The 18,813-nt window shown below is 65.7% G+C and carries 17 protein-coding genes; 11 read left to right on the top strand and 6 right to left on the bottom strand.

The genetic code is table 11. The features are described 5' to 3' along the window. The first annotated feature begins 46 nt into the window (after positions 1–46). Positions 47–1,378, top strand: a complete 1,332-nt coding sequence (locus BDD18_RS09700; protein WP_125958944.1) for an IS4 family transposase — start codon at positions 47–49, stop codon at positions 1,376–1,378. Positions 1,379–1,431: 53 nt separating this feature from the next. On the opposite strand, the gene hpf is transcribed toward BDD18_RS09700, so the two are convergent. Then, positions 1,432–1,767 carry a ribosome hibernation-promoting factor, HPF/YfiA family gene (gene hpf, locus BDD18_RS09695; protein ID WP_044399058.1) on the bottom strand — a complete coding sequence of 112 codons (336 nt, stop codon included), beginning with the start codon at positions 1,765–1,767 and terminating at the stop codon, positions 1,432–1,434. Positions 1,768–2,178: 411 nt separating this feature from the next. Between hpf and BDD18_RS09690 the strand changes: the two genes are divergently transcribed. Beyond that, the gene (locus BDD18_RS09690; RefSeq protein ID WP_044399082.1) at positions 2,179–3,099 is read left to right on the top strand and encodes a phosphoribosylaminoimidazolesuccinocarboxamide synthase; all 921 of its coding nucleotides are present in this window, start codon (positions 2,179–2,181) and stop codon (positions 3,097–3,099) included. Between the two features lie 186 nt (positions 3,100–3,285). On the opposite strand, the gene trxA is transcribed toward BDD18_RS09690, so the two are convergent. Both trxA and BDD18_RS09680 read right to left on the bottom strand, forming a co-directional pair. Further along, complete coding sequence (gene trxA, locus BDD18_RS09685; protein WP_142080794.1) at positions 3,286–4,242, bottom strand: thioredoxin; 957 nt, start codon at positions 4,240–4,242, stop codon at positions 3,286–3,288. A gap of 32 nt (positions 4,243–4,274) precedes the next feature. Then, entirely contained in the window at positions 4,275–5,606 is a 1,332-nt protein-coding gene (locus tag BDD18_RS09680) for an IS4 family transposase (protein WP_125958944.1), read from the bottom strand. 252 nt (positions 5,607–5,858) lie between these two features. On the opposite strand from BDD18_RS09680, the gene purE reads away from it, so the two are divergent. The 4 genes from purE (at position 5,859) to BDD18_RS09660 (ending at position 9,713) form a co-directional block, all read left to right on the top strand. Then, positions 5,859–6,353 (top strand): 5-(carboxyamino)imidazole ribonucleotide mutase, encoded by a 495-nt coding sequence (purE, locus tag BDD18_RS09675; RefSeq protein WP_142082958.1) that lies wholly within the window; start codon positions 5,859–5,861, stop codon positions 6,351–6,353. Further along, entirely contained in the window at positions 6,350–7,522 is a 1,173-nt protein-coding gene (locus BDD18_RS09670; RefSeq protein ID WP_142082957.1) for a 5-(carboxyamino)imidazole ribonucleotide synthase, read from the top strand. The genes purE and BDD18_RS09670 overlap by 4 nt, the downstream gene beginning before the upstream one ends. A gap of 2 nt (positions 7,523–7,524) precedes the next feature. Beyond that, a complete protein-coding gene (locus BDD18_RS09665) occupies positions 7,525–8,541 on the top strand; it encodes an L-threonylcarbamoyladenylate synthase (protein ID WP_142082955.1) in 1,017 nt (338 codons plus the stop codon). A gap of 218 nt (positions 8,542–8,759) precedes the next feature. After that, positions 8,760–9,713, top strand: coding sequence for an SGNH/GDSL hydrolase family protein (locus tag BDD18_RS09660; RefSeq protein ID WP_142082953.1), 954 nt, complete (start codon positions 8,760–8,762; stop codon positions 9,711–9,713). A 123-nt stretch (positions 9,714–9,836) separates the two neighbouring features. Here the strand turns inward: BDD18_RS09660 and BDD18_RS09655 are convergent, their stop codons facing one another. The 3 genes from BDD18_RS09655 to dacB form a co-directional block, all read right to left on the bottom strand. Then, complete coding sequence (locus tag BDD18_RS09655) at positions 9,837–11,135, bottom strand: lipase family protein (RefSeq protein ID WP_142082950.1); 1,299 nt, start codon at positions 11,133–11,135, stop codon at positions 9,837–9,839. Between the two features lie 118 nt (positions 11,136–11,253). Continuing rightward, positions 11,254–11,523: a SemiSWEET transporter gene (locus tag BDD18_RS09650; RefSeq protein ID WP_142082948.1), complete on the bottom strand. Its 270-nt coding sequence runs from the start codon at positions 11,521–11,523 to the stop codon at positions 11,254–11,256. Positions 11,524–11,696: 173 nt separating this feature from the next. After that, the gene (dacB, locus tag BDD18_RS09645; RefSeq protein WP_142084024.1) at positions 11,697–13,070 is read right to left on the bottom strand and encodes a D-alanyl-D-alanine carboxypeptidase/D-alanyl-D-alanine endopeptidase; all 1,374 of its coding nucleotides are present in this window, start codon (positions 13,068–13,070) and stop codon (positions 11,697–11,699) included. A 314-nt stretch (positions 13,071–13,384) separates the two neighbouring features. On the opposite strand from dacB, the gene tsaB reads away from it, so the two are divergent. The 5 genes from tsaB to nirD all read left to right on the top strand — a co-directional run bounded on the left by tsaB (position 13,385) and on the right by nirD (position 18,791). Beyond that, positions 13,385–14,110 carry a tRNA (adenosine(37)-N6)-threonylcarbamoyltransferase complex dimerization subunit type 1 TsaB gene (gene tsaB / locus BDD18_RS09640; RefSeq protein ID WP_066696280.1) on the top strand — a complete coding sequence of 242 codons (726 nt, stop codon included), beginning with the start codon at positions 13,385–13,387 and terminating at the stop codon, positions 14,108–14,110. Further along, positions 14,107–14,598, top strand: a complete 492-nt coding sequence (gene rimI / locus BDD18_RS09635) for a ribosomal protein S18-alanine N-acetyltransferase (RefSeq protein ID WP_066696282.1) — start codon at positions 14,107–14,109, stop codon at positions 14,596–14,598. Before tsaB ends, rimI begins: the two co-directional genes overlap by 4 nt. A 58-nt stretch (positions 14,599–14,656) precedes the next feature. Further along, positions 14,657–15,457 carry a uracil-DNA glycosylase family protein gene (locus BDD18_RS09630; RefSeq protein WP_142082946.1) on the top strand — a complete coding sequence of 267 codons (801 nt, stop codon included), beginning with the start codon at positions 14,657–14,659 and terminating at the stop codon, positions 15,455–15,457. Between the two features lie 415 nt (positions 15,458–15,872). Then, positions 15,873–18,416, top strand: coding sequence for a nitrite reductase large subunit NirB (nirB, locus tag BDD18_RS09625; protein ID WP_142082944.1), 2,544 nt, complete (start codon positions 15,873–15,875; stop codon positions 18,414–18,416). Positions 18,417–18,452: 36 nt separating this feature from the next. Beyond that, positions 18,453–18,791, top strand: a complete 339-nt coding sequence (nirD, locus tag BDD18_RS09620) for a nitrite reductase small subunit NirD (RefSeq protein ID WP_142082942.1) — start codon at positions 18,453–18,455, stop codon at positions 18,789–18,791. Positions 18,792–18,813: the final 22 nt, after the last annotated feature.

Raw genomic sequence — 18,813 nt, 5'->3', positions numbered from 1 at the left:
AGGCTTGATCAATTGAGCTTTGGCCATAGAGGTCAAGCGATAGCCAATGCTGCTGCAAGAGTACCTGAACGATACCCATGAGTTTGCGAGCCCCGAACAATGGGGTGTCGTTCAAAGCAACATACCCCAGCAGTGGATTGAACAGGCCTTGCAGATGACGGGTGTAGCCACGCTGCGCAAGCGGCGACTGCCCATGGAGCAGGCACTTTGGCTGGTATTGGGTGTGGCCTTGCTTAGAGACCGCTCCATCGTGAACGTGGCCGAGGTACTGGAGCTGGCACTGCCTGGGCAGCACAATGAACCCATCAGCTCCAGCGCGCTGAGCCAGGCGCGCCAACGGCTGGGCAGTGAGCCCCTGCAATGGCTGTTTCGCCACACTGCTGCCCATTGGGCGCACCAGCAGGCCGCTCGCCACCGCTGGCAAGGCTTGGCGCTGTACGCATTGGATGGCGTGGTCTGGCGTACCCCCGACACACAAGACAACCGCCAGCACTTTGGTTGCCAGCGCAACCACGCAGACCACCAAAGTCCCTTCCCCCTGGTGCGCATGGCCTGCTTGCTCGATGCCAGAGCTCGTTTATTGGTAGATGCCAGCCTGGATGCCTACGACACCAGTGAGTACGCATTGGCTGAACGCTTGTGGCCGAAGTTGCCGCCTGACTCGCTGGTGATTGTGGACAAAGGGTTTTACTCGGCAAGTCTGCTGTGGCCGCTGCAACACCGCCAGGGACGTCACTGGCTGATCCCTGCGCGTGCCGGACTCAGGGGCGAGGTGGTGCAAACGCATGGCCCTGGCGATGTGAGCTTGCGCATGAAGGTCTCGCCCCAAGCTCGCAAGAAAGACCCCGGCTTGCCGCTCACGTGGGAGGTGCGCGCCATCACCCGTGAACTCGATGGCAAACCCAGAACCTTGTTCACGTCCCTGATGGATCCGGCACGCTACAAGGCCGAGGAGGTGTTCGCGCTGTACCACGAACGCTGGGAGATTGAGCTGGCCTATGGAGAGATGAAGACGGACATGCTGGGCCAGGCGATGACGTTGCGCAGCCAGCAACCCGATGGGGTCAAGCAAGAGCTGTGGGCAACCTTGCTGATGTACAACCTGATCCGCTTGGAGATCACGCGCATCGCAGACGAGGCCAAAGTGCAGCCCTGTCGCATCAGCTTCATCACGGCGCTGCGCTACATCGTGGATGAGTGGCTGTGGAGTTCAGGATCACACACCCCTGGGGCCATCCCGGCCAAGCTTGCGGCCATGAGAAAGAACATCCGCCGCTTCGTGCTGCCGCCTCGCAGATCCCACAGGCGGTATCCGCGTGAGGTTCGTATGACCAAGACCCAGTATCCCGTCAAAAAAATGCCGCTCAGACTTAACTGAGCGGCATTGCCCCCAGGGGCGGTTGCTGTGCGAATGCCAATCAGGCAGTGGCGTCAGACTTGCAACTCACGCTTTACAGCTTCGTGGTGGTGGTCTTGCAGGCGATCCTTGTGGCGAACCACTTGGCGGTCCAGCTTGTCTACCAGTTCATCCACAGCGGCGTACAGGTCTGAATGGGCGCTTTCTGCAAACAAATCGTTGCCTTTGACGTGGATGTTGCATTCAGCACGTTGGCGCTTTTCCTTCTCCTTCTGTTTCTCTACTGTCAGCAGTACCTTGACGTCCACCACCTGGTCAAAGTGGCGAGTGATCCGATCGAGCTTGGTGGTGACGTAATTGCGCAAGGCAGGGGTAACTTCGAGGTGGTGCCCGCTGATCGTCAGATTCATAAATAGGTCTCCTGTGCTCTCGGTGAAACATATGCCGCACTGGATCAGAGTGACGGCCCGGCGAACTGGATGCATCCGTTGACGTGAGCTCACTATGCCCCTGCACTGCCTGAAATGCAATCCCATTCCGCTGTGCTGTACCGGGTTATCAGGCCCAAGGTGCCAAACGCCAAAAAACCCCGCACAATGCTGAAGTCGGCTCAAAACTGCACCACGCCGCCGACCACTCGCGTAGTCACGCATCCTCTCACCAACACCCCACCCCGCACAGACCGCGCGCCACTGCAGCCGCTAGAGCAGGCAAGCCGCGTAAAATCTGGCCGCTTGCGATGCCAGCCCTCTGGGCGCCCGCGAGCTTGCCTTGCCTTCGTACGCCACGTTCCTGGCGCGTTGATTGCCACCATCGAAACCATGACCCAGCCCAGCAACCCCGCCCTGCACACCTCTGCCCTCACATCGCTGCCCCTGCTGGCACGCGGCAAGGTGCGTGACAACTACGCCGTGGGCGACGACCGCATCCTCATGGTCGCCAGCGACCGCCTCTCGGCCTTTGACGTGATCATGGGCGAGCCCATCCCTGGCAAGGGCGAGCTGCTCACGCAGATGGCCCTGTTCTGGTTCGACAAGCTCGGCCACATCTGCCCCAACCACCTCACCGGCGATGCCCCGGAAAGCGTGGTCAAGCCCGAGGAAGTGGCCCAGGTGCGCGGCCGCTCGATGCTGGTGCAGCGCTTGAAGCCCATCCCCGTGGAAGCCGTGGTGCGCGGCTACCTGGCCGGCAGCGGCTGGAAGGAATACCAGGAAAGCCGCTCGGTCTGCGGCGTGCCGCTGCCCGAAGGCCTGACCAACGCGGCCAAGCTACCCGAGCCCATCTACACGCCCGCTGCCAAGGCAGCCGTGGGTGAGCACGACGAGAACATCACCTTCGAGCGCACCGTGGAGATGATTGGCCTGGACCTGGCCACCCGCATCCGCGACCTGAGCATCGCCATCTACAAGGCAGCGGCCGAGATTGCGCTGACCAAGGGCATGATCATTGCCGACACCAAGTTCGAGTTTGGCCTGGCCCCCGATGGCACGCTGGTGCTGATGGACGAGGTGCTCACGCCCGACAGCTCCCGCTACTGGCCCGTGGAAGGCTACGAAGCCGCCCTGGCCGCTGGTGCCAACCCCCCCAGCTACGACAAGCAGTTCGTGCGCGACTGGCTGGAGCAGGCCAAAGTGAACGGCAAGCCCTGGGACAAGACCGCCCCCGCGCCACGCCTGCCCCAGGAAGTGATCGCAAAAACGGCGGCCAAGTACCGCGAGGCGCTGGAGCGCCTCACCGCCTGACACTCATTAATTGATAGCATCTTGCGCTTTACTGGCGTGACTTCGTGGCCGATTTCTATTGGAATATAGCTACCAACAAGCGCCAGCCGCTTCTGATTTCATAGCACCAGCGCGCTGAAACCCGGCAACAAAAAAAGGAGGCGATGCCTCCTTTTTTTGTGAGCGCGCGGGCCAGACCGCAGGGGCTCAGTTCAGCGCCATGCTGAGCTTGCGACGGTAGGCGTTGAGCATGGCCGTGGTTTCGTCCTGCTCCACGGTGGTTTTGCCCACCAGTTCAATGCCTGCAGCCGTTTTGCCAGCCGCGGTGGGGTCAGGCTTGGGCTGGGGCGGAGTGAGCAGCTCCAGAATGGCCACATAGGTCTTGCGCGGCGCCTCGGCGTTCCAGGTCTTGTCGCGCATGATGATTTCCAGCAGCTCTTCCATGGCCGCCGCCCATTCGCCCTCGGCCATGAGCACGCGGGCCTTGGCAAAGCGGGTGTCGAAGTCGCGCTTGTTCTGGGCAATCAGGGCGTCAAATTGCTCCAGCGGCCAGTTGCCCCGGTCATCGTTCTGCACGAACTGCAGGGCATCGAGCCAGCGCCACAGCGCATCGAAGCGCAGCGGCTGGGGAATGCGCTTGAGGGGTTCCTGCAGCAGGGCGTCGGCCTCTTCGTAGCCGCCGGTGGCAATCAGCAGGCGCACGTAGTCAAAGCGGGCGTCGTCGTTGGTGGGGTCTGCGGCCAGGGCATCAGCCATCTTGGAAAGCGCCGCCTGGGTGTCGCCAGACTCCAGCAGTTCGTGGGCCTCGTCCACATCGGCCTCGGCCTCCAGCGCACCCTCGCTGGGCACATGCTTGTCGAGGAAGGCCCGCACCTGGCCCTCGGGTTGTGCGCCCATGAATCCGTCCACGGGCTGGCCGTTCTTGAGCAGCACGCAGGTGGGAATGCTGCGGATGCCGAACATGCCCGCCAGTTGCTGCTGCTGGTCCGAGTCGATCTTGGCCAGCTTGAAGCGGCCGGCGTATTCCACTTCGAGCTTTTCCAGCACCGGGCCCAGCGACTTGCAGGGGCCGCACCAAGGCGCCCAGAAGTCCACCAGCACGGGCACGGTCATCGAGGCGGCAACCACCTCGGTTTCAAAATTCTCTACGGTGATGTCGATCATGGGCAAAAAGCGGGCCGGCAGGGCAATGCCGCTCAGTTAAGTCTGAGCGGCATTTTTTTGACGGGATACTGGGTCTTGGTCATACGAACCTCACGCGGATACCGCCTGTGGGATCTGCGAGGCGGCAGCACGAAGCGGCGGATGTTCTTTCTCATGGCCGCAAGCTTGGCCGGGATGGCCCCAGGGGTGTGTGATCCTGAACTCCACAGCCACTCATCCACGATGTAGCGCAGCGCCGTGATGAAGCTGATGCGACAGGGCTGCACTTTGGCCTCGTCTGCGATGCGCGTGATCTCCAAGCGGATCAGGTTGTACATCAACAAGGTTGCCCACAGCTCTTGCTTGACCCCATCGGGTTGCTGGCTGCGCAACGTCATCGCCTGGCCCAGCATGTCCGTCTTCATCTCTCCATAGGCCAGCTCAATCTCCCAGCGTTCGTGGTACAGCGCGAACACCTCCTCGGCCTTGTAGCGTGCCGGATCCATCAGGGACGTGAACAAGGTTCTGGGTTTGCCATCGAGTTCACGGGTGATGGCGCGCACCTCCCACGTGAGCGGCAAGCCGGGGTCTTTCTTGCGAGCTTGGGGCGAGACCTTCATGCGCAAGCTCACATCGCCAGGGCCATGCGTTTGCACCACCTCGCCCCTGAGTCCGGCACGCGCAGGGATCAGCCAGTGACGTCCCTGGCGGTGTTGCAGCGGCCACAGCAGACTTGCCGAGTAAAACCCTTTGTCCACAATCACCAGCGAGTCAGGCGGCAACTTCGGCCACAAGCGTTCAGCCAATGCGTACTCACTGGTGTCGTAGGCATCCAGGCTGGCATCTACCAATAAACGAGCTCTGGCATCGAGCAAGCAGGCCATGCGCACCAGGGGGAAGGGACTTTGGTGGTCTGCGTGGTTGCGCTGGCAACCAAAGTGCTGGCGGTTGTCTTGTGTGTCGGGGGTACGCCAGACCACGCCATCCAATGCGTACAGCGCCAAGCCTTGCCAGCGGTGGCGAGCGGCCTGCTGGTGCGCCCAATGGGCAGCAGTGTGGCGAAACAGCCATTGCAGGGGCTCACTGCCCAGCCGTTGGCGCGCCTGGCTCAGCGCGCTGGAGCTGATGGGTTCATTGTGCTGCCCAGGCAGTGCCAGCTCCAGTACCTCGGCCACGTTCACGATGGAGCGGTCTCTAAGCAAGGCCACACCCAATACCAGCCAAAGTGCCTGCTCCATGGGCAGTCGCCGCTTGCGCAGCGTGGCTACACCCGTCATCTGCAAGGCCTGTTCAATCCACTGCTGGGGTATGTTGCTTTGAACGACACCCCATTGTTCGGGGCTCGCAAACTCATGGGTATCGTTCAGGTACTCTTGCAGCAGCATTGGCTATCGCTTGACCTCTATGGCCAAAGCTCAATTGATCAAGCCTGCACTGTACAAACAACAAAGACCCCGAAGGGCCTTTGCTTAACTTACTGGCATTGGGCCGGCAGGGCCCTTTCAAAGGCGAGTTCGCGCTATTTTGGCCCAAGCCTGTGACCGGATGTGCCGTGGGGGGACGCAAAAAGTAAAATCGCGGGTTCCATCCATTGCGAGCGGCTGCGCCATGCGGCCGCAGCGCCACCCCCACACACCATGAAATCCATCCAGATCGGCGTCGTCATGGGTTCCAGCAGCGACTGGGACACCATGCAGCACGCAGTGCAAATTCTTGAGCAGTTCGGCATCGCACACGAGGCCCGCGTGGTCTCGGCCCACCGCATGCCCGACGACATGTTTGCCTACGCCGAAGCCGCTGCAGGCCGGGGCCTGAAGGCCATCATCGCCGGGGCCGGCGGTGCTGCCCACCTGCCCGGCATGATCGCCGCCAAGACCACCGTGCCGGTGCTGGGCGTGCCCGTGGCCAGCCGCCACCTGCAGGGTGTGGACTCGCTGCATTCCATCGTGCAAATGCCCAAGGGCATTCCCGTGGCGACGTTTGCCATTGGCACTGCAGGCGCCGCCAACGCCGCCCTGTTTGCCGTAGCCCTGCTGGCCAACGAAAACCCCGAACTGCGCCAGCGCCTGGAAGCCTTCCGCGCCGAGCAGACGGAAGTGGCCCGCAACATGACCTTGCCGCCCGCAGCATGACTGCCAGCGACCTGAAACCCCTGCTCCCCGGTGCAACCCTGGGCGTGCTGGGCGGCGGCCAGCTGGGCCGCATGTTTGTGCACCAGGCGCAAGCCATGGGCTACTTCACCGCCGTGCTGGATGCAGACCCGACCAGCCCCGCCGGGCTGGTGAGCCACCACCACATCCACACCGCCTACGAAGACCCGCAAGGCCTGGCCGAGCTGGCCCGCGTGGCCGATGCGGTGACGACCGAATTCGAGAACGTGCCCGCCGCTGCGCTCGCGGCCCTGGCAGCGCAGCGGCCCGTATCGCCCGCCGCCAGTGCGGTGTCGGTAGCGCAAGACCGCGCACGCGAGAAGGCGCACTTTGTGGCCTGCGGCGTGCCCTGCGCGCCCTATGCCGTCATCGAGACGGCCGAGCAACTGGCAGCCGTGTCGCCCGACCTGCTTCCCGGCATTTTGAAAACCGCCCGCATGGGCTACGACGGCAAGGGCCAGGTGCGCGTGAAGACGCCCGCCGAGCTGGCTGCTGCCTGGGATTCCGTCGGCCAAGTACCCTGCGTGCTGGAGAAGATGCTGCCCCTGCAGCTCGAATGCTCCGTGATCGTGGCGCGCGGCGCGGATGGCGCCATGGTGCACCTGCCCGTGCAGCGCAACCTGCACCGCGACGGCATTCTGGCGGTGACCGAGGTTTATGAAGGAAATCTGCCTCCAGCGCTTGCTGCACAAGCGGTAGCAGCTGCAAAATCTGTAGCAGAAGGCCTTCAGTACGTGGGCGTGCTGTGCGTGGAATTCTTCGTGCTGCAGGACGGCAGCCTCGTGGTCAACGAGATCGCCCCCCGCCCCCACAACAGCGGCCACTACAGCCAGAACGCCTGCGACGTGTCGCAGTTTGAGTTGCAGGTGCGCACCATGGCACGCCTGCCGCTCACGCAGCCGCGCCAGCACAGCCCCGCCGTCATGCTCAACCTGCTGGGCGACTTGTGGTTTGCCCACGGCGATGCCGCGCAGACCCCACCGTGGGCCGAAGTGCTGGCCCTGCCCGGCACCCACCTGCACCTGTACGGCAAGCGCGACGCCAAGCGCGGCCGCAAGATGGGGCACCTGAACATCACCGCCGCCACGCCCGAAGCAGCGCGCGCAACCGCCCTGAAGGCGGCAGCCCTGCTGGGCATTGACGCGTTTTGACCATGATCCTCGACGGCAACGATCCTTCGGCCATCGCCACCGCCGCGCGGGCCCTGCGCAGCGGCGCGCTGCTGGGCCTGCCCACCGAAACCGTGTACGGCCTGGCCGCCGATGCCAGCAGCGACGCTGCCGTGGCGCAGATTTTTGCAGCCAAGGGCCGCCCCAGCGACCATCCACTGATCGTGCACGTAGCCGACGCCGCAGGCATTGCCCACTTTGCCAGCGAGGTGCCCGCGTTTGCGCAAAAACTGGTCGATGCGTTCTGGCCTGGCCCGCTCACCCTCATCCTGCCGCGCCTGAGCGGCGTGGCCACCGCCGCCACGGGCGGGCAGGACAGTGTGGGCCTGCGCTGCCCGGCCCACCCGGTGGCGCATGCGCTGCTGGTGGCCTGCGCTGCACCCGCCGATGCCGCCGTGCCCGGTGATGCCCCCGTGTGGGGCGTGGCCGCGCCCAGCGCCAACCGCTTTGGCCGCGTGAGCCCCACCACCGCCCAGCATGTGCAAGACGAGCTGGGCGAAGCCCTGCTGGTGCTCGACGGCGGACCGTGCCAGGTGGGCATCGAAAGCACCATCGTCGATTGCACCCGGGGCGTGCCCGTGCTGCTGCGCCCCGGCGCCATCACGCGCGAGCAGATCCAGCAGGCTTGCGGCATGGCGCCGCTGTCCAAAGAAGACCTGCCCCATCACACCCCGCGCGCCTCTGGCACGCTGGAGGCGCACTACGCCCCGGCTGCGAAGGTGCGGCTGATGGACGCCAAGGCCCTGCAAACCGGGCTGGACCTGCTGGGCGCCGAAGCCGCCCACATTGCGGTGTATGCACGCGTTGCGCTGCGTACCCAGTCGTCCAAGCTGGTCATGCGCCGCATGCCCGATGACGCCAGCGCAGCCGCGCAGCAGCTGTTCGCGGCGCTTCGCGCGTTTGACGACCAGGGCGTGAAGCTGATCTGGATTGAAACCCCGCCCGCCACCCCTGAATGGGAAGGCGTGCGCGACCGGTTGCAGCGCGCCGCGGCAGCATAGATTGGAAGCCCCCCCCCTGAGCCGCTTCGCGACTTCCCCCCAGGGGGACGCCGCCAGCGCGGCGGGGCGGCCCTTGCGCGGCGGCCGCTGGCCTCGACAGTGCCAGTGGCAGAGCTCGCGGATCCGAAACACGAATATTGCAAGTATGGTTCCCGAAATCGCTTTACATGCGTTGACTCGGCATCGTTAAACTACCCCCCACTTTTTTGGAGAAATACATGGCAGCAAATTGGATGCGCCGCAGCTTGATGGTCGCCGCCTGTGCGTCGGCAGCGCTGCTCGCGGCTTGCGGTTCCAGCACCACCGAATCGGCCATCTCGCCGCAGCGCATGATTGCTTTCGGCGATGGCATGAGCGATGTGGGCCAAAAGGGCACGCGCTACACCGTCAACGACGGCTCGGTCAACAACTGGACACTGCAGGTGGCTTCGGGCTATGGCAAGACCCTCACCGCCTCTTCGGCTGGCGGCAAGAGCTACGCCGCAGGCAATGCCCGCATCGTGGCCAAGCCCGATGCCGCTGGCAGCAACACCACGCTGACGGTGAAAGAGCAGATCGACAGCTTCCTGGCCAGCAACACCTTCACGGGCGATGACCTGGTGATGATCAACGGCGGCATCAGCGATGTGATTGCCAACATGGCCGCCGTGAACGCTGGCACCATGACCACAGAGCAGATGATCACGGCCTCGCGCCAGGCGGGTACCGATTTCGCTGCGCAGATTCGCCGCTTGGTGAACGCGGGCGCCAAGTACGTTGTGGTGGCTGGCACCTACGACCTGAGCAAGACCCCCTGGGCCACCGACATTGGCCGCACCACCGTGCTGAACTCGGCCAGCAGCGCCTTCAACGAAGGCCTGCTCGTGGGCATCGTGGACCTGGGCGCCAACGTGCTGTACGTGGACCTGGCCTACTACGTGAACCTGTACACCAGCAGCCCATCGGCCTACGGCTTTGAAAACGCCACCAAGGCCGTGTGCACGTCGGTGGACGCTACCGACGGTATCGGCATTGGCGCAGGCAAGGTGAACTCTGCGCTGTGCACCACCTCCACCCTGCTGGCCAGCGCCAACCAGGACAAGTACGCTTTTGCAGACTCGGTGTACCTGACGCCCTCGGCCCAGCGCCAGTTTGGCACCTACGCTTACAACCGCCTGCGTTCGCGCTGGTAAGCCGCACAGCCTGCCTGGCACTGCCCCCTGGGCAGGCCCAGGCCCCCAACAGAAAACCGACCCCAGGGTCGGTTTTTTGTTGCCCGCACGCTTGATCGTGGCAGCGTGCGGTGTGGCGGCAGGTTACTTGACCGTGTCGAACAGGCCGCGCGCCTGGGCATGGCACAGCGGGGGCTCATAGCGGCCGTGGTAGTTGCCGTAGTAGGTGGCGAAGGCGGCCGAGGTGGGGTCGGTCGGCGCTTTGCCGTCGGGGCCGTAGGTGGCCTGGATGGCGGCATCCACATCCACCGAGGTGACGTTGGTCACACCGCGCTTGTCAAAGTCGGCCTTCATCACCACCTGGTGCACGGCAGGCGGCACGGTAGGGTCACCAGCGCCACCGCACAGCAGCACACGGGCTTTGGGCGTCCAGCCGAGCAGGTCGTTCTTCTTGCCCGCTTGGTACAGCGGGTTGTTGCCGCCTTGCTGGGCCCCGGTCAGGAAGGCGGGCTGGAACAGCGCATCACGGGCCTGGTTCGGTGTGCCACCCGGCAGGTTGCCCGACGTGATCAGGGTCGTGGTGGTCAACGTGGGGTTGGGCAGCAGGTTTTCGATGTAGCTGGCGTAGGGGGCCTTGAAGGCTTCAGACGGGCTGCCATAGATGTTGCCGTAGACCTTTTGCCAGGAGGTCACGATCATGGGCACAAAGAACTGGTACCCGGCAATCGCCTCGGTGACCTGCAACGAGCCCGACAGGTTGTACGGCCCCGCCAAGTGCGCGCCCGCCACCACATTGAACTCGCCGGCGTGGTCACGCTCAGCCGCGCGGTGGGCCGCCATGGAGGCGTGGCCACCTTGCGAGTAGCCGGTGAACATCACCTTGCCCGAGAGTTTGGCGCCTACCGCATCGGCGGCATTGCGGGCGGCACGCACCGAGTCGATGATGGTGGTGGCCTGGGAATCGGCGTGCAGATAGGGGTGGAATGCGTAAGTGGACTTGGCATAGCCAAGGTAGTCGGTGGCGACCACGGCATAGCCCTGGGCGGCATACATGGCAGCCAGCAGGAAGGTTTCGCCGTCTTGCGGGTTGGCCAGGGTGCGGGTTTTGAGCACCTCGGTGCCCCGGGCGTTGGCCACCAGCGGCGCGGCCGACGAGCACATGCCACCGGGCACCAGCATGACGCCCGATGCGTTGCTCATCTCGCCTTCTTTGGCGCCTGGCGTGCGGTAGTTCAGCGCCACCACCTTCACATCGCACTTGGCCTTGCCGCTCAGGGCCTGCAGGCCGCTGGCTGCGGTGGTGGCGTCGATCTGCGCGGCCGTGAGGGTGGTGACCACGGCGGGCGGGTCAATCAACTCACCGCGAACGGAATCGTCAGAGCCGCCACAGGCGACCAGCAACGCGGCCGCAGCCGCCACACAGGAAAGGCGAAACAGTGTCATGAAAATCCCTCATGGTTGACCGGAAAAAGAGGCATGGTGCGCGCACCTGCGGTGCAGCATCCATAGGGGATAACGCGGCACCCTCGCCCTTCATGACGCGTAGGCGACAGAGGTGCGCTCAGCCGCCGGGCGCATGGCGAAACCGCAGTTTCATGCCCAGGATGGTGCTGGCCAGCAGCAGCGTGATGGCATTGGCCACCACGATGGGCCAGGCCTGCAAGGCGATGCCATAAGCCAGCCACAACGCCACCCCGGTGGTGAAGACGCTGTACATGCCCAGCGAGATGCCACTGACATCGCGGGTGCGGAAGGTGTGCCAGGCCTGGGGCACAAAGCTGCAGGTGGTCAACGTGGCGGCAAGGTAGCCAATCAGCTCGGTCGAGGGCATGGGGGCTTTCGGAGGAAAGACAGGGTGGGGGATAAAGAAACAGCGGCGGGGTGCAACGCGTGTGGGTGGAATGCCAGCGTGACAGCCAAAGGCGTCGTCCCATCGCGATTTTGAATAAAAAGTGACACCAACCCAATCGGTGAAGCCGCCAGCAGCTATTGATTTAATAGCAATCAATCCTTGGCAGCCCAATCCGTCAGGGCGTCCAGCACGGGCCGGGCCGCATTGGCATTGGGGTGGTTGACGATGGCCACCAGCACGTAGCGGCGCCCGCTTTGCGCGTGCACATATCCGGCCACGGCCATCACGTCACGCAGGCTGCCGGTTTTGAGGTGGGCGGCACTGCGGCTCTGGCTGCGGCGCAGCGTGCCGTCCACCCCCGCAATGGGCAGCGAAGCCACCAGCTCGGGCATGACGGGCGAGGCCCAGGCGGCCTGCAACATGCGCGCCAGCGCCTGGGCGGTGATGCGGGCATCGCGGCTCAGGCCCGCGCCGTTGTCGGGCGCGGGGGCGTCCACATCGGCAAAGCGGGCCTGCCACCACTGGCGCAGGGTTTCACGGGCACCGTCCAGCGTGGCCACGCCGTTTTTCTGGCGCGCCAGGGTCAGAAAAACATGCTGCGCCATGACGTTGTTGCTGTACTTGTTCACGTCGCGCACCACCTCGGCCAGCGCGGGCGAGGTGCTGACAAACGCGGGCTTGAGCCCCGCGGGCACCTTTCCTTCACGCACGCTGCCGGTGAGCTTGCCTCCCAATTCGCGCCACATGCCCTCCACCGCCCGGGCGGCAAACTCCCGCGGCGCGGGGTAGGCCACGGGCCAGACCCGCTCGCCGCAGGCGGCGGGGTAAGCCCCCTGGAAGACGACTTTGAGCGGGTCGTTCAATTCCGCGCGCAAGGCGCCGCGCCAGTCGCCGCAATCTGCCCCCGGCGGGGCCAGGGCCACCGTGGCCGGGCGCTGCACCCCGGCCAGCGGCGGGTCGTACTGGATGTGTGCGAGCCCGGCAGGCGCGTCGGGCACAAAGGTCATCACGCTGGACTTGTAGTTGAGCAGCAGCGCGTCGGGCGATGCGTTGTAGGGGCGCAAGGGCTCGCCATCGAAACGGCCGGGGTCTTGCTCGGGGACATCAAAGGCAGAGCGGTCGAGCACGATGTCGCCCACGATGACCTGAATGCCCTGCGCCTGCAGGCGCCGCATCAGCAGCCACAGGCGCTCCACCACCAGCTTGGGGTCGCCCTGGCCCTGGATATAGACGTTGCCCTTGAGGCTGCCACCCTGCACCGCCCCCTCCACAAACACCGGCGTGCTCCAGGTGTAAGCCGGTCCGAGCTGCTCCAGCGCTCCATAGGTGGTGACCAGCTTCATCACCGAAGCCGGGTTGACGGGCACCTGCGCCCGGTGCGCCAACCGGGGCGGCGTGCGTGCACCGCCCTGCGCATCGGCCACCAGCACGCTCAAGGATTCGCGCGGCAGCTTGGCGCGGGCCAGGGCGGCTTCCACCTCCGGCGGCAAGGGCGGCGCACCGGCAGGCTGTGCACTGGCAGGCATCACCCCGCACAGCCCCACGGCCAGACCCACAGACCCCACCCAGGCACGCACTCGAGCCGGGGGAATGACCGGCAAACTGCCGTTCCGCAAAAGAGCCATTGGTGCGAAGGCGGCAAAAAACCCCGAGACAGAAAAATTCCACATACCGGAGAGTCTAGGGAATCTCTGCCCACGCTCCATGAAAAAAGCAGGCGCCTCGCCCCTGCGACGCCGTGCCACCCGCCCCATCACCGCAACCACCGATAATTGCCCTTTGGGCATTTCTGCCCCACCCGCGCGCCAGCAGCGCAGCCCCGTCCGTGAACCCTAGGCCCATGAACCTGCTTGCTTTTGATACCAGCACCGACACCCTTTCCATCGCCGTGCAGCGCGGCGATGCGGTGTGGCAGCACACGGGCGCCGGGGGCGCGCAGGCTTCTGCGGCGTTGATCCCGGCCATTCAGCGGCTGCTGGCCGAGGCAGGGCTGGGCTTTGACACGCTCGACGCCATCGTCTTCGGCCGGGGGCCCGGCTCCTTCACCGGGCTGCGCACGGCCTGTGCGGTGGCGCAGGGCCTGGCGTTTGGTGCCCGCAACGGCCAGGGCACGCCCGTGGTGCCGGTGGACACCCTGCTGGCCGTGGCCGAAGAAGCACGCCACCAGCACGGCTGCACCCAGGTGCTGGCGGTGCTGGATGCACGCATGAACGAGGTCTACAGCGCCCAGTGCACCTGGCAAGAGGCCACCCGGCAATGGAGCACCGATGCCGACTTTGGCCTGTGCGCCCCCGAAGCGCTGACGCTGGCCGATGCAGCCCTGTGGACCGTGGCTGGCAACGCACACGCCGCCTACGGCGAGCGCCTGCTGCCCCAGGCCCGCCATGTGCCAGCCCTGCCCACCGCCACCGCCCTGCTGCGCCTGGCCCCGGCCCTGCTGGCTGCCGGCGCCGCCGTGCCCGCCAGCGAGGCGCTGCCGCGCTACATCCGTGACAAGGTGGCACAAACCACTGCCGAGCGCGAAGCCCTGCGCGCCCAGGCCGCTGCAGGCACCACCGCACCATGAGCGCCGTGCGATCGTCTGCCGCCCCCGCAGCGGAAAACGCGCTGGAGGTGCGCTTTGAGAAGCTCACGCCCGAATACCTCGATGCGCTGCTGGACGTGGAATTCAGCGCCTATTCCCACCCCTGGACGCGCGGCAACTTCACCGACGCCCTGACCGCAGGCTACGAATGCCAGCTGCTCATGGCGGGCGACCACCTGCTGGGTTACTTTGTGGCGATGCTGGGGGTGGAAGAAGCACACCTGCTCAACATCACCGTCGCCCCCGCCTACCAGCGCCAGGGCTGGGCACGGGTGCTGCTGGACGCCCTGGCCCTGTGGGCACGCGGACGCGGGGCGCAGTGGCTGTGGCTGGAAGTGCGCGCCAGCAACCTGCGCGCCCAGCAGGTGTATGAGGCCCATGGCTTCCGCCGCGTGGGGGAACGCAAACGCTACTACCCGGCCGCCCACGGGCAACGTGAAGATGCCGTGGTCATGAGCCTGCCGCTGTGATGAACTCCGCTACTCCATTCACCCCCGTCTGGCCAGACCCTGTTGTGAGCCCATCGCCATGAGCCTGAACCTTGATGCGCGCCAGCGCGCCATGCTGCAAGAGATGGGCGTGACCGTCTGGACCCGTGCCGAAACCGCTGCCCCCCAGGCCCCAGCCGCCCCGCCGCCTGCTGCGGCAGCAGTGCCCTTACCCGCCACCGCGCCCCTGCCAGCCGCACCCGCCATGGCCCAGCCTAGCCCGGTACCTGCCGCCAGGGCACCCACCGCGCCCGCACCGGCGGCGCCAGCCGCTCATGCGGGTCTGGGCGCACCAGGCGCAGCCCCTGCGCTGCGCCTGCACGCACCGCAGTTGCTGTACCCGACGGCGGATCCGGCACAAACGCCGCCAGGGCTGGGCGCTGGCTGGCTCATCGTGACCGAAGGCATTGCGGCCGCCGACCCTCTGGGGGGTGATGCGGGCAAGCTGCTGGACAACATGCTGCGCGCCATGCAGCTGCACCGCCACCCCCGCGTGTTCGTGGCAGCGCTGGAACGCCCCGCCCCCGGCGCCCGCACGGCCGAAGGGGCCGCTGCGCCAGCCGACGTGGCCGCAGCGCTGGCCGAGGTGGTGACCACCCTGCAGCCCGCACTGGTGCTGGTGCTGGGGCATGTAGCCGCCCGCGCCGCCCTGGGCCGCACCGAGCCCCTGGGCAGGCTGCGCGCCGTGCCGCACACCGTGGCCGGGCGCCCGGCCGTGGTCACCTACGACCCGGCCTTCCTGCTGCGGTCGCAAGACGCCAAAGCAGCCACCTGGGCCGACCTGTGCCGTGCACTGGCGCTGGTGCGCAAGGCAGAGGGCAGCACTGCCAACTCGGGCTAAACCGCGCCCGCTGAGGCGCGGGGCCAATTGCCCTTGCGGCTGATCGCTTGGCCATCCCCAAAGGTGCGCCATCTGCTCCAAGGCTGGTGCTCCCGCACCAATCCGGGGCTGCGACGCACCGCCTTGGCAACCACATACCGCCTGAGCCTGCGGAAGCGAGGCACCTGCCCGCAGCCAAAGCGGGCACGGATATTGCCACCTACCTGACTGACGCAGGTGATGCCGCCTGCGGCGACCCGTGACCTCCGCTAACGATGGCGGAACCCCCAAGGCTGGGTCCATGCCCAGCGTACCGGTTGTTCCACAACAAGCCCGCACGCCAGCGGAGGATGTATTGCACCCCTTGCCAGTCACCCCTGGCCGGTGCACTGCAATCCGCCCCACCGGTGAACCGGGCCATCGCAGGATTGCAAGCATGAAGATTGTTCTCATTGGCCACGGAATGGTGGGCCACAAGTTTCTGGAGAGCCTGGCCGAGACCGGTATCACCGGCGTGGAAGTCACGGTGCTGTGCGAAGAACCCCGCCCCGCGTACGACCGCGTTCACCTCTCCGAATTCTTCAGCGGCAAGTCTGCCGCCGAGCTGTCGCTGGTGGAACCCGGCTTTTTCGAGCGCACGGGCTTTTCGCTGCGGCTGGCCACGCGCGCCGCCAGCATTGACCGGCGCACCAATACCGTCACCACGCACGATGGCGAAGTCGTGCCGTACGACAAACTCGTGCTGGCCACAGGCTCCAACCCCTTCGTGCCCCAGGTGCCGGGGCGCGACCGCCCGCACTGCTTTGTGTACCGCACCATCGAAGACCTGGAAGCCATGCAGGCGGCGGGGGCCAGGGCCCGTTCGGGCGTGGTGATTGGCGGCGGCCTGCTGGGGCTGGAATGCGCCAAGGCCCTGCGCGACATGGGCCTGGAAACCCATGTGGTGGAGTTCGCCCCCCGCCTGATGGCGGTGCAGGTGGACGAAGGCGGCGGCCGGGTGCTGCAGGCCCAGATCGAGCGCCTGGGCGTGCAGGTGCACACGGGCCGCAACACGCAGCAGATCACCGATGGCGCCCGCGCCCGCCACCGCATGGTGTTTGCCGATGGGTCGCATCTGGAGGCCGACATGGTGGTCTTCTCGGCCGGCATTCGGCCGCGCGACGAGCTGGCGCGGCAATGCCTGCTGGCCATTGGGCCGCGCGGGGGCATCGCCATCGACAGCGCCTGCCGCACCAGCGACCACGATGTGTACGCCATTGGCGAGTGCGCCTCGTGGAACGAACAGACCTTCGGCCTGGTAGCCCCCGGCTACGACATGGCCCGCGTGGCGGCACGCCACATTGCAGGCGATGCCGCTGCAGCCTTTGTGGGCGCGGACATGAGCACCAAGCTCAAGCTCATGGGCGTGGATGTGGCCAGCATTGGCGACGCCCATGGCAAGACGCCCCACAGCCGAAGCTGCCAGTACGTGGACGAACGCCGCCAGGTCTACAAGAAGATCGTCATCAGCGAAGACGGCAAGCAATTGCTGGGCGCAGTGTTGATTGGCGATGCGGCTGAATACGGCACGCTGCTGCAGATGGCGCTCAACGGCATCACCCTGCCTGAAGACCCCGAGTTCCTGATCTTCCCGTCCAGCGAGGGCAAGGCCAAGCCCGGCCTGGGCGTGGATGCGCTGCCCGACACGGCGCAGATCTGCTCATGCAACAACGTCACCAAGGGCAACCTCTGCGAAGCCGTGGGCAACGGCGCATGCACCATTGCGGACATCAAGGCCTGCACCAAGGCGGGCGCCACCTGCGGCGGCTGCGTGCCCCTGGTCACCCAGGTCATGAAGGCCGAGATGGCACGCCGGGGCCTGGCGGTGAACAACCACCTCTGCGAGCACTTCGCGTACTCGCGCCAGGAGATCTACCACCTGGTGCGCGTGGGACAGATCAAGACCTTCGACGACCTGCTGGCCCGCCACGGCAAAGGCATGGGCTGCGACATCTGCAAGCCCGTGGCGGCCAGCGTGTTCGCGTCGTGCTGGAACGAGTTTGTGCTCAAGAAGGAACTGGCCAGCCTGCAGGACAGCAACGACTACTACCTGGGCAACATCCAGAAGGACGGCACCTATTCCGTGGTGCCACGCATGCCCGGCGGCGAAGTCACACCCGACGGGCTGATCGCTGTGGGCCAGGTGGCCAAGAAATACGGGCTGTACACCAAGGTCACGGGCGGTGCGCGCGTGGACATGTTTGGCGCACGGGTGGAACAGTTGCCGCTGATCTGGGAAGAGCTGATCGCCGCCGGATTCGAGTCCGGCCACGCGTATGGCAAATCGCTGCGCACGGTGAAGAGCTGTGTGGGCTCCACGTGGTGCCGCTACGGCGTGCAGGACAGCGTGGGCCTGGCCGTGGAGCTGGAGAACCGCTACAAGGGCCTGCGCGCGCCGCACAAGATCAAGTTTGGTGTGTCGGGCTGCACCCGCGAATGCGCCGAGGCGCAGGGCAAGGACATCGGCGTCATTGCCACCGAAAAAGGCTGGAACCTCTACATCTGCGGCAACGGCGGCATGAAGCCGCGCCATGCCGAACTGTTCGCATCGGACCTCTCGAAGCAAGACCTGGTGCGCATGATCGACCGGGTGCTGATGTTCTACGTGCGCACCGCCGACCGGCTGCAGCGCACCAGCACCTGGCGCGAGAACCTCGAAGGTGGCCTGGACTACCTCAAGGACGTGCTGCAAAAAGACAGCCTGGGCTTGTGCGCCGAGCTGGAGTCGCAGATGCAGCAAGTGGTGGACACCTACCAGTGCGAATGGAAAACCGCGGTGACCGACCCCGAGACACGCAAGCGCTTTCGCACCTTCGTCAACAGCGACCAGCCCGACGAGAACGTGGTGTTCGTGCAAGAGCGCGGCCAGATCCGCCCGGCCAGCACGCAAGAGCGCACGCCAGCCCCACGCCCCACCCTGACCCTGCGGCGCGTGGCCTGACGTGGCTTGTTCCCCATCGTTTCAAGAAGGCCCCCAATGACCGAAGCACTTTTGCACTGGACCGACGTCTGCGCGGTCGAAGACATCCTCCCCAACACCGGCGTGTGCGCGCTCGTGGGCAGCCGCCATGTGGCCGTGTTCCGCACGGGCGCTGACCGCTGGTTCGCGATTGACAACGTGGACCCCAAGTCGGGTGCCAGCGTGTTGTCGCGCGGGCTGGTGGGCAACCTGGGCGACCGCGTGGTGGTGGCATCGCCCCTCTACAAGAACCACTTTGACCTGCAGACCGGCGAATGCCTGGAGCAGCCGGAGCACTCGGTTCGCACGCACCCGGTGCAGGCCGCGCAAGGCCGCATTCGCGTGGCGGTGGCCTGAACGCCGCACCACCCAGCCCTTT

Origin of the sequence: Acidovorax temperans (assembly GCF_006716905.1) — a bacterium.
GTDB lineage: Bacteria > Pseudomonadota > Gammaproteobacteria > Burkholderiales > Burkholderiaceae_C > Acidovorax > Acidovorax temperans.
The sequence above is the reverse complement of the archived record's forward strand: the minus strand, read 5'-3'. Positions and strand labels throughout refer to the sequence as shown.